11 protein-coding genes and 1 tRNA gene are annotated in these 15,471 nt (G+C 63.0%); 8 read left to right on the top strand and 4 right to left on the bottom strand.

Features of this window, described 5'->3' with window-relative positions; all coding sequences use genetic code 11:
* Nucleotides 1-96: 96 nt before the first annotated feature.
* A complete protein-coding gene (locus tag QO034_RS22200; RefSeq protein WP_284487695.1) occupies nt 97-258 on the bottom strand; it encodes a hypothetical protein in 162 nt (53 codons plus the stop codon).
* Between the two features lie 356 nt (nt 259-614).
* Between QO034_RS22200 and htpX the strand changes: the two genes are divergently transcribed.
* The 4 genes from htpX (at nt 615) to QO034_RS22180 (ending at nt 7,091) form a co-directional block, all read left to right on the top strand.
* Complete coding sequence (gene htpX, locus QO034_RS22195) at nt 615-1,538, top strand: zinc metalloprotease HtpX (protein WP_284487694.1); 924 nt, start codon at nt 615-617, stop codon at nt 1,536-1,538.
* A 219-nt stretch (nt 1,539-1,757) separates the two neighbouring features.
* Nucleotides 1,758-2,336, top strand: a complete 579-nt coding sequence (locus QO034_RS22190; protein ID WP_284487693.1) for an ImuA family protein — start codon at nt 1,758-1,760, stop codon at nt 2,334-2,336.
* Complete coding sequence (locus QO034_RS22185) at nt 2,251-3,729, top strand: Y-family DNA polymerase (protein WP_284487692.1); 1,479 nt, start codon at nt 2,251-2,253, stop codon at nt 3,727-3,729. Before QO034_RS22190 ends, QO034_RS22185 begins: the two co-directional genes overlap by 86 nt.
* Nucleotides 3,730-3,755: 26 nt before the next feature.
* Nucleotides 3,756-7,091: an error-prone DNA polymerase gene (locus QO034_RS22180; RefSeq protein ID WP_284487697.1), complete on the top strand. Its 3,336-nt coding sequence runs from the start codon at nt 3,756-3,758 to the stop codon at nt 7,089-7,091.
* Nucleotides 7,092-7,290: 199 nt separating this feature from the next.
* Here the strand turns inward: QO034_RS22180 and QO034_RS22175 are convergent, their stop codons facing one another.
* Both QO034_RS22175 and QO034_RS22170 read right to left on the bottom strand, forming a co-directional pair.
* Nucleotides 7,291-8,037: an SH3 domain-containing protein gene (locus QO034_RS22175; protein WP_284487691.1), complete on the bottom strand. Its 747-nt coding sequence runs from the start codon at nt 8,035-8,037 to the stop codon at nt 7,291-7,293.
* A gap of 147 nt (nt 8,038-8,184) precedes the next feature.
* Nucleotides 8,185-10,212: a M13 family metallopeptidase gene (locus tag QO034_RS22170; protein ID WP_284487690.1), complete on the bottom strand. Its 2,028-nt coding sequence runs from the start codon at nt 10,210-10,212 to the stop codon at nt 8,185-8,187.
* 442 nt (nt 10,213-10,654) lie between these two features.
* Between QO034_RS22170 and QO034_RS22165 the strand changes: the two genes are divergently transcribed.
* A tRNA-Gly gene (locus tag QO034_RS22165) sits at nt 10,655-10,728 on the top strand.
* Between the two features lie 257 nt (nt 10,729-10,985).
* Here the strand turns inward: QO034_RS22165 and bhcR are convergent.
* Entirely contained in the window at nt 10,986-11,813 is an 828-nt protein-coding gene (gene bhcR, locus QO034_RS22160; protein ID WP_284487689.1) for an HTH-type transcriptional regulator BhcR, read from the bottom strand.
* A 189-nt stretch (nt 11,814-12,002) separates the two neighbouring features.
* Between bhcR and bhcA the strand changes: the two genes are divergently transcribed.
* Genes bhcA through bhcC form a run of 3 tightly spaced genes read left to right on the top strand, consistent with a single transcriptional unit; the run spans nt 12,003 to nt 15,343 of the window.
* Nucleotides 12,003-13,193 (top strand): L-aspartate--glyoxylate aminotransferase BhcA, encoded by a 1,191-nt coding sequence (gene bhcA / locus QO034_RS22155; RefSeq protein WP_284487688.1) that lies wholly within the window; start codon nt 12,003-12,005, stop codon nt 13,191-13,193.
* Nucleotides 13,193-14,164 carry a beta-hydroxyaspartate dehydratase BhcB gene (gene bhcB, locus QO034_RS22150; RefSeq protein ID WP_284487696.1) on the top strand — a complete coding sequence of 324 codons (972 nt, stop codon included), beginning with the start codon at nt 13,193-13,195 and terminating at the stop codon, nt 14,162-14,164. The genes bhcA and bhcB overlap by 1 nt, the downstream gene beginning before the upstream one ends.
* 15 nt (nt 14,165-14,179) lie before the next feature.
* A complete protein-coding gene (gene bhcC / locus QO034_RS22145; protein WP_284487687.1) occupies nt 14,180-15,343 on the top strand; it encodes a 3-hydroxy-D-aspartate aldolase BhcC in 1,164 nt (387 codons plus the stop codon).
* Nucleotides 15,344-15,471: the final 128 nt, after the last annotated feature.

Below are 15,471 nucleotides of genomic sequence, written 5' to 3'. Positions count from 1 at the left end.
AAACCCCGCAGGCCCGCCGCCGCTGCGCTATGTGAGGGCTACGCAGCGCCGGGCCTGCTCAGCAAAAGGGGGTCAATATTGGACGCCGATAAGGGGTCAAAGTTCAATGCCGATTGACAGTTCTCCTGCCTTGTCCACGATCGCAAACTTTGTGACGTCATCGACAACGGTTCTGACTGCGCCATAATCAAATCCTGAAGAAACCGTGTCATCAATCTCCAGTTTCAGAGTGACTTCGCCATATGGAGGTGCCGTCAATCGACGGTCCGTAGCCTGATACTCGGGCGAAGGCAAGCCGCACCCGATCAAGTGAACGAATCCAGTGGCAAACCTTCTTTCCTCAGACTGCGGAACCCCGCTCGGCCTTGCATAATGTGCCGTCAAATTTCGGGTGCTCGTGGTCGAGCCAGAATAGGCTCGACAAAGAACCGGTCAAGACCGAGTAGTCTACGGAGTGCGACAAATTGTTGATCAACAGACCCGCTCAAATCGGTCATCCGGCCACGTCCTCAAGACGGTCCGGATTGCCTGTGCGCTTGGCGCTCATGCTTGCGAAGGTCGGGAACCTCCCCATATTTCCTTCACGACCTGAATGTGAAGATCGGAGAACCAGGATGGGCTATGTGAAGACAGCGATGCTGATGGCGGCGATGACGGCGCTCTTCATGGGCGTGGGGTACCTGATCGGCGGGTCGGGTGGCGCGATGATCGCGCTTGTCGCCGCGGCGGCAATGAACGCCTTTACCTGGTGGAACTCGGACCGCCTGGTCCTGCGCATGCACAATGCTCAGCCCGTGACACCCGGCGACCGGATGGGCCTTCACGCGTTGACCGTCGAACTCGCACGGACTGCAAACCTGCCCGAGCCAAAGATCTATCTGATCGACACGCCGCAGCCCAATGCCTTTGCCACCGGCCGCAACCCCGCGAACGCGGCGGTCGCCGTGACCTCGGGCCTCCTGCGCAGCCTCACGAGGGAGGAACTGGCCGGCGTGATCGCCCACGAACTGGCCCATATCCGCAACCACGATACCGCGATCATGACTGTCACTGCCACTTTTGCCGGTGCAATTTCAATGCTGGCCAACTTCGCGCTGTTCTTCGGCGGATCGCGGGAAAGGCTCGGTTTGATCGGCACCCTCCTGGTGATGTTTCTGGCTCCCATTTCCGCGGCGCTGGTGCAGATGGCGATCAGCAGGACGCGGGAATACGCTGCCGACAAAGCCGGAGCCGAGATCTGCGGCCAGCCCCTTTGGCTCGCCTCGGCACTGGAGAAAATCGCCATGGGCGCGGCTCGGATCGACAACAACGCGGCCGAGCGCAACCCGGCGACGGCGCATTTGTTCATCATCAACCCGCTGCACGCCCACAAACATGACAGTCTGTTCGCGACCCATCCCGCGACTGCGAACCGAGTGGCTGCGCTCCATGCAATGGCAGCACAACGCGGACGATCTTCGCGCGCAGCCGAACAGCCCATGTCCGCCAGCCGTATTCCCAATACCGGGAATCGTCGAAGAACCGGGCCCTGGGTCTGAACACCCCCTTGTTCCGTCTGACCAACCGCGCTGCGATAAAATCGAAATTGCCGCAGACTGCCCTCTGTCCCAGCGGTCTCGGTCTGCTACCCGACACAAAGTTGACCTTCGGCCTCGGTTCACGATGTTGCGGCGCGGCCAAGCAAAGCAGCCATTGGTCTCTGCCACCAAACGCTTTGAGGTGGCTTAAACGGTTCGCCATCCGTTATGATGCACCACATGACCGCGACCACCGACATGCCGTTTCCCTTGCGCAACGCCCGTGTTCACGAGGCGTGTGGGCGGGGGGCGGTGAGTTTTGCGGCGGTCGCGGCGGTGCGGGTCGGGGCTGTACTTTGGGCGCGGGAGGCCTGGCAGACAGAGGTTATCAATCCTGTGGGGCTGTCGACCTTCTTCGATCCATCGAAGCTGTTGCTGGCCCAGACCGGGGACCAGACCGAAACGCTGGCCGTCGCGGAAGAGGCGCTCAGGGATAGGGCGGTGCCGCTGGTCATCATCGAGATCAGCCGTCCGCTTGATCTGCGTGAAGGGCGGCGCTTGCAGCTTGCCGCGCAGGCGGGGAAATCGACGGGCCTGTGCCTGATCCCCGAGGGGATGGGCAGCAATGCGGCGGAAACCCGATGGCGATGTGCGCCGGTTTTCGATGCGGATGACTCGACTCTGATGCGCTGGGAAATTATTAAGAACAAATCAGGAACATTGAGGGCCTGGCATGTTCGATGGGATGCAGAGGCGCGTCGTCTCCATGTGGTTCCCCCGGCTGGCGAGCGACCGGGTTCTGCGGGCGCGTCCGGTTGATGGGCCATTTGCGCTGACACTTAAACAGGCAAATGCAGAGCGGCTACATTGCCTGAACATGGAGGCCGAGCGGCAGGGGCTGTACAGGGGTATGAGTTTTGCCGATGCTCGGGCGTTTTGCCCCGATCTGCAAAGCCGCCCGGCGGACCCCGTCGGCGATGCACGGTTCCTGCATGTGCTGCGCCGATGGGCCACGCGCTATTGCCCCTGGGTGGGGCTGGAGGGCGACGATGGCCTGGTGCTGAACATCACCGGGGCGGCGCATCTGTTCGGCGGCGAGGCGAGGATGCTGGCCGATATGCGCCAGCGGCTGAACCGGGCCGCGCTGAGCGCACGGATCGGGCTGGGGGATACGCGCGGCGCGGCCTGGGCATTGGCCCATTTCGGGGAAGGCCGGGCAGAGATTGACCAGCCCTTCGAGGCCCTGGCAGAATTACCCGTTGCCGCCCTACGCCTGGAGGACAGTACCGTCACCGGCCTGCAACGGCTGGGTCTGCGCCGGATCGGTGATCTGGAAGGCGCCGCACGCGCCCCTTTGGCCCGACGTTTCGGCCCAGAATTGTTGCTCCGGCTGGATCAGGCGCTTGGACGCCAGCCAGAGCAGGTCACTCCATTGAAAGAGCCGCCCCATTACGGGGTTAGGATGAGCCTGCCCGAGCCGATCGGTTTGTTTGACGATGTGATGGCGGCCACATCACGTCTTCTTGACCAGCTTTGTGCCAAGCTGAAAACGCAGGAGACCGGGGCGCGGGGGCTTTGCCTGACGCTGCGCCGGGTCGATCAGGAGGCGCTCACGGTCAAGCTGCGTCTGGCCAGCCCGCTCCGCGAGGCCGCCCGTATCCTGCCGCTGTTCGAGCGCGGTGTGGGCGAAGCCGATGCGGGCTTCGGCATCGATCAGATACGGTTGGAAGCGGTGCAGGTCGAGCCGCTGCCCGTGGATCAGGTCAGCCATGTGTCCACGGGGCGGGCGGATCGACTGGACGATCTCATCACCCGGATCGGCACGCGGATCGGGCTGGAAAACGTGCAACGCTTCCTGCCCGCCGACAGCCATATCCCCGAGCGCAGCTTCCTGATCGCCGCCGCTGCCTGGTCCGAACCGGGCGGACCATGGGTGGCCCCGCGCCCGCGCCCTGTGCGCCTGTTCCTGCCGGAACCCATTGCCGGAACCGGAACGCGCCCACCCCGTCAGTTCCGCTGGCGGCGCATGGCGCTGACCATTGCGCGGGCGGCGGGGCCAGAGCGGATCGCGCCGGAATGGTGGCTGTCCGATGACAACTGGCGCAGCGGGATGCGGGATTACTGGCATGTGGAAACGCGGCAGGGATGGCGGCTCTGGCTGTTCTACACGCCGCAAAACCCCGGCTGGTTCGTGCAGGGGGAATTCGCATGATAAAAATCGTACGTGACAACCGGCCAATGGACCCACCGGGGGATTTCGGCCCGCGCGGTGACTATACCGAACTGTGCGTGACCTCCAATTTCACGTTCCTGACCGGGGCGTCCCATCCCGAGGAACTGGTCGTCCGCGCGGCCGAGCTCGGCCTGTCTGCCATTGCCATCACGGATCGCAACTCGCTGGCCGGGGTGGTGCGGGCCTATAGGGCGTTGAAAGAGCTGCAGCGGGGTATGGAAAATGCCATCCGCATCCGCTCACAACACCGGGTCGACCAATGCTCGCGTCAGGAGGTGGGGCACCCCAACCCGATCACGCGACCGGACACCATGCACCTGCCCAGGCTGATCGTGGGCTGCCGTCTGGTGCTGCGGGACAGCGCGGTGGACTGGATCGCCCTGCCGCGCGACAGGGGGGCTTATCAGCGGCTGACCCGTCTTCTGACCCTTGGCAAGCGGCGGGCGGAAAAGGGGGAGTGCCATCTTGACCGGGCAGACCTGTTGGACGGGTGCCGCGGCATGATCCTGATCGCCCTGCCTCAAGGGGGGCTGGACGATGCCCTGCCGCATATCCAGCAGATGCAGCGCCGCTATCCCGGACATGTCTTTCTGGGCGCCGCACCCCGCTATGACGGGTCGGACCGCGCGTGGCTGGATCAATGCGCCGGGCTGGCGCTGCGCGCCTCGGCGCCGATGGTGGCGGTGGGGGATGTGCTGATGCACCGGGCCAGCCGCCGCCAACTGGCCGATGTGCTGACCTGCATGCGCGAGCATATCACGATCGACCAGATCGGCACCCGCGCCCTGCCCAATGGGGAACGCCGTCTGAAAGGCCACGCCGATATGCTGCGCCTGTTCCGCGACCATCCCGCCGCCCTGCGCCGCACGCTGGAGATCACATCCCGATGCAGCTTTGATCTGAGCGAACTAAGATACGAATACCCCGATGAAATCTCCGAAGGCGAAACCCCGCAGGCGCGGCTAGAGCGACTTACGCAGGATGGATTGAAGCGGCGCTATCCGACAGGCGCGCCGCAGCGGGTGCACGACCTGATGGACAAGGAATTGAAGCTGGTCGCCGAGTTGGGCTTCCCGGCATATTTCCTGACCGTTTACGACATTGTCCAATTCGCCCGCTCGCAGGGCATCCTGTGTCAGGGGCGCGGCTCGGCGGCCAATTCGATCCTGTGTTACCTGTTGGGCATCACGGATGTCTCCCCCGATCAGATCGCTATGGTGTTCGAGCGCTTCATCTCGAAACACCGGGGCGAGCCGCCCGATATCGACGTGGATTTCGAACATGAACGCCGCGAAGAGGTGATCCAGTGGATTTACGCCAAATACGGCCGCCACCGCGCGGGCCTGTGCGCCGCGGTGATCCATTTCCGCAGCCGCGCCGCGATCCGCGAGGTGGGCAAGGTGATGGGGCTGTCACAGGACGTGACAGCGGGCCTGTCAGGGCAAATCTGGGGCCATTCCAATGGCGGGGCCAACCCGGACCGGATCAGAGAGCTTGGCCTTGATCCGTCCGACCGGCGCCTGGCCCAGACCATCCGCCTGATCGGCGAAATCATCGGGTTTCCCCGCCATCTGTCCCAGCATGTCGGCGGCTTCGTCATCACAAAGGGGCGGCTGGACGAGCTTGCCCCCATCGAAAACGCGGCGATGGAGGACCGCACCATCATTGAATGGGACAAGGACGATATCGACACTTTGGGCATCCTCAAGGTCGATGTTCTGGGGCTGGGGATGCTGTCCTGCATCCGCAAGGCGTTCGATCTGATGCGGGATCATGAAGGGCATGACCTCAGCATCGCCGCTGTCCCGCAAGAGGATGGCGCGACTTATGACATGCTCTGCCTGGCCGATGCGGTGGGTGTGTTTCAGGTGGAAAGCCGCGCCCAGATGAATTTCCTGCCCCGGATGAAGCCGCGCACCTTCTACGATCTGGTGATCGAGGTTGCCATCGTCCGTCCCGGCCCCATTCAGGGGGGCATGGTGCAGCCCTATATCAAACGGCGGCAGGGGCAGGAGAAGGCGGAGCCTTTCGGCCCGGCGCTGGAGGCGGTGACGCGGCGCACCCTCGGTGTGCCGCTGTTTCAGGAACAGGCATTGCAGATCGCCGTGGTGGGCGCAGGCTATAGCGCGGAAGAGGCCGACCACCTGCGCCGCTCCCTGGCTTCGTTCCGGCGCATGGGCACGATCGGCGAACACCGCGACAAGTTCATCGCCGGAATGCTGGCCAACGGGTATAGTCAGGAGGTCGCCGAGCGCTGTTTCGGCCAGATCGAGGGCTTTGCCGATTACGGTTTCCCCGAAAGTCACGCGGCGGCCTTTGCCATGCTCGCCTATGTCTCGGCCTGGCTGAAATGCCATTACCCGGCGGTCTTTGCCTGCGCATTGCTGAATTCGCAGCCGATGGGATTTTATGCTCCCGCCCAGATCGTGCGCGATGCCCGCGAGCATCGGGTCGAGATCCGTCCGATCTGCGTCAATGCCAGCCGCTGGGACAACACGCTGGAACGCCGCGCCGACGGGGCGCTGGCCCTGCGGCTGGGGTTCCGGCAGATCAAGAGTTTCAGGGAGGAGGACGCGGATTGGATCGTGGCCGCCCGGGGCAATGGCTACCGCGACCCTGAATCCGTCTGGCTGCGGGCCGGGGTGGCGCCCGCAGTGCTGGAACGGCTGGCCGAGGCCGATACATTTGCCGATATGGGCCTGACCCGGCGCGATGCACTCTGGCAGGTGCGGGCGGTCCGGGGGCAGGCGCCGCTGCCCCTGTTCAACGATCCGATTGATGGCGAAAACATCCGTGAACCCCATGTGGTGCTGCCCCAGATGCATCTGGGCGAGGAAGTGGTGGAGGATTACGTCTCCATGCGCCTGACCCTGCGCGCCCACCCGATGGAATTGCTGCGCCCGATGCTCCCCGGCCTGACCCCCCATGACAAGCTTGCCACGATCCCGCTTGGCCGGGTCAGTGTCTGCGGCCTTGTCATCACCCGCCAGCGCCCCGGCACCGCGTCAGGCGTGATCTTCCTGACGCTGGAGGATGAAACGGGTGTGTCCAACGTGGTGGTCTGGCCGAAGGTCTATGAACAGTTCCGCCGGATCGTCATGGGCGGGCGGTTGTTGCGGGTGACGGGCTACCTGCAACGCGAAGGCATCGTCGTGCACCTGATCGCCAAGAAGATCGAAGACCTCTCCCCCCGCCTGTCCGATCTCGGTCACCCAATGGACAGCGCCATCGGCCAGACCACCCCCAAAACAGACACCGCCCCACGTTCCCTGCCAGCCTCACGCGCCATGCACCCGAGGGATCAGGCCAAGCGGCTGTTTCCGAGCCGGGATTTTCATTAGCGGCCCTGAGCGGACGCTAGACTTGCTCGAAGTTGCTGCGGCGTGGCTCATCAGAACCGGTCGTTCGCTGCGACCGCATGAACTCGGAAACGAAACCTGAATGCTGAAATCCCGATTAGCCTTAAATTCTAGGATTACGAGCGGTGTTGTGGCGCGGCGCCGATGTAACTTGTCTCGACCGGCGCCGGCCTGGACGACGTCAGAACTTGACGAAGCCCGCAATGCCGTTGTTGAGGTTGAACGTCAGCAGACCGCCGTTCTGGCCGAGGATTGCCGACCCATTCGCCCCGTTGGTGCAGTGAATGCTGGTCGTTTCGCTGCCCACGGTGCCGGGCGCATGCTTGATTGCCCCAGTGCAGGTCGTGCCATCGCCCAACATGGTCAGAACGTAGTGTCCTTCCTGGTGCCCTCTGATGCTTGCGGTCACGACGCTGCCGTTGTTGGTGATCGTCCCCGTGCCGGCGATGTTCACGTCTGCCGAGACACCGCCGCCGCCTTCGTGGAAGTCCGAGCTCGCATTTTCGCGCATATGGCCTTCGACGGCCTGATGCGCTCGTGCAAGCTGCGCCTGCGAGCAGGAGCCGCCTGCGTTGATCCGACGCCCGGCGGGGTTGTAGAGGATCGTACAGCCGCTGGCATAGCGGACCTCGATCTCGCCGGTCCCGCGTACATGCAGTTCGGGGACTTCGTTGCTTCCGGAGATGTTGCCAGTGCTGGGCGCGCCAGACTCGACCAGATAGCGCCCCGAGGCCCAGCCGCTCACGCGGCCGTCGGGCGTCTCCAGGTGGCACCAGCGCGCGTCGCCCGTGCCCTCGCAGCCGAGATTGCGGAACACCGCACCGTTTGGCGCATGCGCGACGACGCGGTTGCGGGCACTTGGTCCCGAGCGGACGTTGAGCGTGTCGTTGGCTGGCACGTTAGCCACCCGCCAGTAATCCGGTCCCATCTGCGCCTGTGCGCCGACCGGCAGTAGGAAGAGCCCAGCGCGAGGCATGCCAGCACGACTGGCCCCGCCAGGCAGCGAGCCCGGATTTTGTCTAGGGTCATGTTCTTTCTCCTTGGTGGTGCGAAGGTTGAAGCCCGCGCGGTACCACTACCACGCGTTCACGCGCTTCTCGGGCGGCAGCCACATCGGGTCGCCTTCCTCGATGCCGAAGGCCTCGTAAAAAGCGTCGAAATGCAGCAGCGGTGCCGTGGTCCGGTAGATGTTCGGCGGGTGATCGCCGCTTTCCGCAACGTTGATGAGATAGGGTTCGACGGCGTTCTCGGCCCAGAGCTGCGCCCAGGCGATGAAGCAGCGCTGCGCCTGGGTAAACCCATCGACCTCGACGTTCTCTTCCGGATGGTCGGCGAGGTAGTTCATCAGCGCGGTGTAACCAAGTTTGATGCCGCCCACGTCGGCCATGTTCTCGGTCACCCATAGTGCGCCGTTACCGGCATGACCTGGCACGAGTTCCGTCTCGGCGGTCTGCGCCACCAGCTTCTTCGCCTCTTCGATGAAGGCCGCGGTGTCTTCGTCGGTCCACCAGTTCCGCAGGTTGCCGTCGGCGTCGAACTGGCGGCCGAGCGTGTCGAAACCGTGGGTGGCTTCATGACCGATCACTCCGCCGAAGCGGCAGAACCGGACCGCCGGATCGGCGTCGGGCTGGAACGCCGGCGGCTGCGAGATCGCGGCGGTGATCTGAAAGCCGTTGACCTGAATGTTGTACGAGGCGTTCATCGTCACCGGAAGCGTGCTTTCGGCGTTGAAGTCTTCTAGCACCACCGGCCCGCCGAGCTTTGCCAACTCCCTGGCGAACTCGAAAGCGGAGACGGCCTTCAAATTGGCGACCGGATCGTCGGGAACGATCTCGACCGAGGTGTAGTCAATCCAGGTCTCGGGATAGCCGACCTTGTTGTCGAAGGCTTCGAGCTTCGCCAGCGCCTCGGCCTTGGTCGCATCGCTGATCCAGTCGCGGCTCGGTACACGCTCGGCGAATGCGTCGACAATGTATCCGATAAGTTCGAAGGTCTTTTCCCGGGTTGCCTCGTCGTAATAGGCATCAACGTAGAGATGCCCCAGGGGATGGCCCAGCGACTTCTGCACCTGTCCCAGGACGCGCTCGGCAAGGGGACGCAGGGTCGGGACGCCGGAGAACGCCTCGGACAAGGCCCGCTGCGGTTCCTCGAAGTCGGTCGACAGGACAGTCGCGAACTTGTTGATCAGCCGGAACCGCGCGTAGTCCTTGAAGTCTTCCAGCGGCCGCTCGGCCAGCATCTGCGACAAGGCCCGGAAGTAGTCCGGCTGGGTCACGATAACCTCCTCCGGCAGTGGCATCCCGAGTTCGTCCAGATAGACCGAGCCGTCGAAGTTCGGGGCAAGAGCCTTGGCCTCGGCAAACGACATCCGGTTGTTGATATTGTTGAAGTCCAGCTTTTCGGCGTCGGTCAGCTGGACGGCGTCAAGCGCCGTTTCCAGGTCGAGCACGAGGTTCGTCACGCGCTCGGCTTCGGCCGCATCGTAGCCGGCCGCCATCAGGGTGCCGTTGACGTAGGCGCGATAGGCCATCCGCCGCGGCGAGTTGTCGTCCGACGTATAGACGTCGCGGGCCTTGATCCCCGCCTCACCGGGGCCCTGGTAGATAGCATAGCGTGAACTGTCTGCCAGATCGCCGCTCTGCCCGAGCCCGCCAAGCAGGATCGTCCCGGAGGAGATCGTCAGGAAATGCGCGGAGTAGCGCGTGAGATCGTCCAGCGAAGCGATGGCTGCGATCCGGTCGAGTTCGTCCTGCAGTGGCGCCATGCCCTGAGCGTTGCGGTGTTCGACGTCCAGGATGGCGGCGAAGAAGTCCCCGACCTGCTGCGTCGGGCTGCCCTTCGGAGCCTCCAACGCCCCTTCGACCGCCTTGGCGACGACGGCGACGATCTGTTGGGTAATCCGGTTCTGCTGGATCGTTGCGAAATTGTACGACGCCTCGGTCGCCGGCCGCTCTACCCGGTCGAGCCAGCCGCCGGCAGCGAAGCGGTAGAAATCCACCTTCGGGTCTGCCGTCAGATCCATGTTCAGGACCGAGAATAGCAAGTCGTCGGGACCGAGTTCCGGCAGATCGATCCCTTGCGCCGCAGCGGCACCGGCGACCATCGCGGCAGTCGATGTTGCGGCGAGCAGGCGTATGATAGACATGTTGTGAAACTCCCTCTGAATTTCCAAAGTTCTTGAACGACTCGTATCGCCTTCAGTGCGGATCTCGAATTCGAATGAGCAGTGATCGCCACCCGCATTAGGCTGGATCAGCCCGTTATAGTGAGACAGCCGGGAAAATCCAGCTTCCGGCGGTCCAGAGTTGGGTAGCAGTGCACCGACCCGCAGACTTTCGTTTTGAATGAGGGACCGGCAGGGGGCAGGTCACAACGGAAAATCCTGCCGCGGCCGGATCGGGAGAACGCTTTCGCGGGGGCAAGTGGCGGAGGAACTGGGAAGCGAACTGAAGGAACGGATCGACTGTTATGTGGCTCCGCAGGTCCGTGGGAGTACATATTGCTTGACCCTAAAAGTTCTATGAAATATTGACCAAAACTGTTGAGCGGGCGTTGTGTAATGGTAAGACCCTTGCCTTCCAAGCAAGAGATGCGGGTTCGATTCCCGCCGCCCGCTCCAGAACATCATTTCCGACATATCATCTGCAAAACGCAACACTAAATCACGTTATATCTTTGAAGGAAATAGATTTTTCGAATTTAGAGCACGTGCCTTCCAAGCTAATGACGCGGGTTCGAGTCCCGCCGCCTACTCCAGAAAACCCGGCATTTCATCGGCAGCACTCGCGATCCTGAACCGCCTGCAAAGGTTCGGCTCGCCGCGGCCTGGTTTGCGTGGCGCATTGCACCGCAAACCAGGCCGGCTCCCGGATCAATCTATCGCGCGGTCTCGCCCGGTGCTCCGAGGCTGCGCGAGACCTTGTCGGCCGCATCCTTGACCAGCGTGCCCAGAGCCGCGATCCTGTCGGGCGGCATGCGCAAGGTCGGGCCGGACAAGGACAGGCCCGCGACGGCTTCGCCATAGATGTTGAGGATCGGGGCGGCAACGCATCGCATGCCCAAGGTCTTTTCTTCGTCGTCGAAAGCATAGCCCCGGTTCCGGATGGCCGACAATTCCGCCTTGAGCGCCTCTGGCTCCATGATCGTTTTCTCGGTGAAACGGACCATCGGATAGGATTTCAGGAAACGGTCGAGCGCGTCGTCGCTCAGTCGACTCAGCAAGGCCTTGCCGATGCCGGAGGCCGGCATCGGAGACAGGGTTCCGGGCGGAAAGAACGCGCGGATGGTTTCGTGTGTTTCGACCTGGCCGATGAACATGACATCGCCTTGTTTCTGGACCCCTAGGTTGGACGTTTCCCCCGAGGCCGTCATCAGCGCGCGCATCGCGGGACGGCTGCGTTCGGCGACGCTGCTGCGGCGCAGGAACGCCGATCCGAGCCGGAACGCCATGGGACCGATGTGCCAGGTCTGGTTCAGCGGGTCGATTTCCACGAACTCGCGCGCCTCGAGGGTCGACAGGACCCGGTACATGGTCGCCGGCGACTGGTCGAGCCGGTTTGCAAGTTCGGTCAGGGACAGGCCGTTCGCCAAGGCGATCGTGTCGAGAACCTCCAGCGCCCGATCCAGCGATTGAATCGTGTTCTGCGAGGGTTTGCTGTCAAAGCCCTTGGGGCGTCCCTTGCGCCGGGATTCGGGTGGTTTCATGGAGAATTCCAGTGACTCTGTTCCTTTTTTCTTTCTACATGAAAATCTATTCCGTTCAATGAAAAATGCAACTATCTATAAAGTAAGTATATTTTTGGAAAACATCAAAATGAAAAATGTTTTCAAAAAAATTTCCATCCGAGTCGGCTTGCTGTAGGGTCCGCTCCATCGCCAGAGGAGGGCAATGCAATGAGCTTTCAGAACCCCGTTTTCATCCCCGGTCCGACCAACATGCCGGAAGTCTTGCGCAAGGCCTGCGACATGCCGACGATCGACCATCGGTCCCCCTTGTTCGGGAAAATCCTGAACCCTTGCCTCGACGGTGTGCGCAAGGTGCTGAAATCGGAGACCGCCAAGGTGTTCTTCTTCCCGTCCACCGGCACCGGCGGCTGGGAGACGGCGCTGACCAACACCCTTTCGGCAGGCGATACCGTGCTGGCCGCGCGCAACGGCATGTTCAGCCATCGCTGGATCGACATGTGCCAGCGTCACGGGCTGGACGTTCGTATCCTCGAAACGCCCTGGGGGCAGGGATTGCCCGCCGACCGCTATGAAGAGGCGCTGAAAGCCGACACCGGCCACAGGATCAAGGCCGTCCTCGCAACTCACAACGAGACGGCGACCGGCGTCAGATCCGACATCGCCGCTGTCCGGCGTGCGCTGGAGTCGACCGGTCATCCGGCTCTGCTGTTCGTGGATGGCGTCAGTTCCATCGCGTCGATGGATTTCCGGATGGAGGAATGGGGCGTCGATGTCGCCGTCACCGGCAGCCAGAAGGGATTCATGCTGCCCGCGGGCCTCGCCATCGTCGGGTTCAGTGAAAAGGCGATGAAAGCCACCGCGACCGCCGGGCTTCCGCGCACCTTCTTTGACGTCAGGGACATGGGCAAGGGCTATGATGCGAACGCCTTCCCCTATACGCCGCCCGTCGGTCTGTTGAATGGACTGAAGCTTTCGCTCGACATGCTGTTCGAAGAAGGTCTGGACAATGTGTTCGCCCGCCATCACCGTATTGCCGAAGGCGTCCGCCGCGCGGTCAGCGCCTGGGGGCTGGAGCTTTGCGCCGTTTCGCCGGATCTCTATTCCGACACGGTATCCGCGATCCGGACGCCAGAGGGGTTCAATGCCACGAATATCGTGACGCGCGCGGCGAGCGAATATGGTATGGCTTTCGGTGTCGGGCTTGGCGAAGTCGCGGGCAAGGTCTTCCGCATCGGCCATCTGGGCAGCCTGACGGACGCCATGATGCTGTCTGGACTGGCCACCGCCGAAATGGTCATGGCGGATCTTGGGCTGGACATCAAGCTGGGATCGGGCGTGGCGGCCGCGCAGGAATATTACCGGCATGGATCCGGCAAAGCGAAGAAGGCGGCCGCATGATGAAGGATGCAACCGAGATGTATATACCGACACTGGAAGACATGCTGGCGGCGCATGAACGGATCAAGCCGTATATCCACCGCACGCCGGTCCTGACCTCGTCCTATTTCAACGAACTGACCGGGGCGAAGCTGTTCTTCAAATGCGAGAATTTCCAGAAAGCCGGCGCATTCAAGGTGCGCGGCGCATCCAATGCGGTCTTCGGGCTCAGCGACGAAGAGGCGCGGCACGGTGTTTGCACCCATTCGTCGGGCAATCATGCGCTGTCCCTGTCCTATGCGGCCGGGCGGCGCGGGATCCCCTGCAACGTGGTCATGCCGCGAACCGCGCCGGAAGCCAAGAAGGCCGCCGTGCGCGGATACGGCGGCACGATCACCGAGTGCGAACCTTCGACCAGCAGCCGCGAGGCGGTGTTCGCCGAAGTTCAGGCGCGCACCGGCGGAGATTTCGTGCATCCCTACAACGATCCCCGTGTGATCGCCGGGCAGGGCACCTGTTCGTGCGAGCTTCTGGAACAGACGGACGGGCTGGATGCGGTGGTCGCCCCGATCGGCGGCGGAGGCATGATATCCGGCACCTGCCTGACCCTGTCCAGTCTCGCGCCCGAGGTCAAAATCTATGCCGCGGAACCGGAACAGGCGGATGACGCCTATCGCAGTTTCAAGGCGGGACACATCATCGCCGATGACGCGCCGGAAACGGTCGCCGATGGGCTGAAGGTGCCGCTGAAGGACCTGACCTGGCATTTCGTCAGGAACCACGTCACCGATATCCTGACCGTCTCCGAACAGGACATCATCGACGCGATGAAACTGATCTGGCAGCGCATGAAGATCGTGATGGAACCGAGCAGCGCCGTGCCGCTGGCGACGATCCTGAAGAACAGGGACGTCTTTGCCGGCAAGCGCGTCGGCGTTGTGATTACCGGCGGCAATGTCGATCTCGACAAGCTGCCTTGGATGAAAAACTGATCTGGGAGAGAACCAATGAACGCACCGACGAATTTCGACAACCTCGAGGTTGGCTATGACGTGCCGGCCCTTCCGGGCATGGATGAAAAGGATATCCAGACCCCCTGTCTGATCCTGGATCTCGATGCGCTGGAACGCAACATCAAGAAAATGGGCGACTATGCGAAAGCGCACGGGATGCGCCACCGCGTGCATGGCAAGATGCACAAGTCCGTGGACGTGGCCAAGTTGCAGGAAGAAATTGGCGGTGCCTGCGGGGTCTGCTGCCAGAAGGTGTCCGAGGCCGAGGTCTTCGCCCGCGGCGGAATCAAGGACGTGATGGTGTCAAACCAGGTGACGGACCTAGCCAAGATCGACCGGCTGGCGCGGATGCCCAAGCTGGGCGCACGGGTGCTGGTCTGTGTTGACGATCCGGACAATGTCAAGGACCTGTCCGCGGCCGCAGTGAAGCACGGCACCGAGATCGAGGCCCTGGTCGAAATCGACTGCGGTGCCGGGCGTTGCGGCGTCAGCACGTCGCAGGACGTGGTTAACATCGCCAAGCTGATCGATGCGGCGCCGGGTCTGAAGTTTGCCGGCATCCAGGCCTATCAGGGCGCGATGCAGCACATGGACAGCTATGAGGACCGCAAGGTCAAGCTGGACGCCGCCATAGCGCAGGTTGCCGACGCGCTTCAGGCGCTGAAGGCTGTCGGGCTCGAATGCGACATCGTGGGCGGAGGCGGCACCGGCTCCTATTATTTCGAGAGCAATTCGGGCGTCTACAACGAGCTTCAGTGCGGTTCCTACGCTTTCATGGATGCGGATTACGGCCGGATCCACGACAAGGACGGCCAGCGGATCGACCAGGGCGAGTGGGAGAACGCGCTGTTCATTCTGACCACGGTGATGAGCCATGCCAAGTCCGACAAGGCGATCGTGGATGCGGGGCTGAAGGCGCAGTCGGTGGACAGCGGGTTGCCGACCGTCTTCGGCCGGGACGACGTGGAATACCTCAAGTGTTCGGACGAACACGGCGTTGTCGCGGACCCCAAGGGCGTGCTGAAGGTCAATGACAAGCTGCGGCTGGTTCCGGGACATTGCGACCCGACCTGCAATGTCCACGACTGGTATGTCGGCGTGCGCGGCGGCAAGGTCGAAACCCTTTGGCCGGTGTCGGCCCGCGGCAAGGCCTATTGAGCAGGATCGGATCGCTGGCGCGATCCGACCGGGGGGGGGGGGGGGGGGGGGGGGGGGGGGGGGGGGGGGGGGGGGGGGGGGCGGGGGGGGCGGGGGGGGGGGGGGGGGCGGGGGGAGGGCGCGGGGCG

Origin of the sequence: Sedimentitalea xiamensis (genome assembly GCF_030164465.1) — a bacterium.
Taxonomy (GTDB): Bacteria; Pseudomonadota; Alphaproteobacteria; order Rhodobacterales; family Rhodobacteraceae; genus Sedimentitalea; species Sedimentitalea xiamensis.
This window is presented reverse-complemented; position numbering and strand designations above follow the sequence as displayed.

Bases quoted from the DNA above. Each gene is read 5' to 3' on its own strand.
- htpX (WP_284487694.1), top strand. From the start codon at position 615: ATGGGCTATGTGAAGACAGCGATGCTGATGGCGGCGATGACGGCGCTC.
- QO034_RS22190 (WP_284487693.1), top strand. From the start codon at position 1,758: ATGACCGCGACCACCGACATGCCGTTTCCCTTGCGCAACGCCCGTGTT.
- QO034_RS22185 (WP_284487692.1), top strand. From the start codon at position 2,251: ATGTTCGATGGGATGCAGAGGCGCGTCGTCTCCATGTGGTTCCCCCGG.
- QO034_RS22180 (WP_284487697.1), top strand. From the start codon at position 3,756: ATGGACCCACCGGGGGATTTCGGCCCGCGCGGTGACTATACCGAACTG.
- QO034_RS22175 (WP_284487691.1), bottom strand. From the start codon at position 8,037: ATGGGACCGGATTACTGGCGGGTGGCTAACGTGCCAGCCAACGACACG.
- QO034_RS22170 (WP_284487690.1), bottom strand. From the start codon at position 10,212: ATGGTCGCCGGTGCCGCTGCGGCGCAAGGGATCGATCTGCCGGAACTC.
- bhcR (WP_284487689.1), bottom strand. From the start codon at position 11,813: ATGAAACCACCCGAATCCCGGCGCAAGGGACGCCCCAAGGGCTTTGAC.
- bhcA (WP_284487688.1), top strand. From the start codon at position 12,003: ATGAGCTTTCAGAACCCCGTTTTCATCCCCGGTCCGACCAACATGCCG.
- bhcB (WP_284487696.1), top strand. From the start codon at position 13,193: ATGAAGGATGCAACCGAGATGTATATACCGACACTGGAAGACATGCTG.
- bhcC (WP_284487687.1), top strand. From the start codon at position 14,180: ATGAACGCACCGACGAATTTCGACAACCTCGAGGTTGGCTATGACGTG.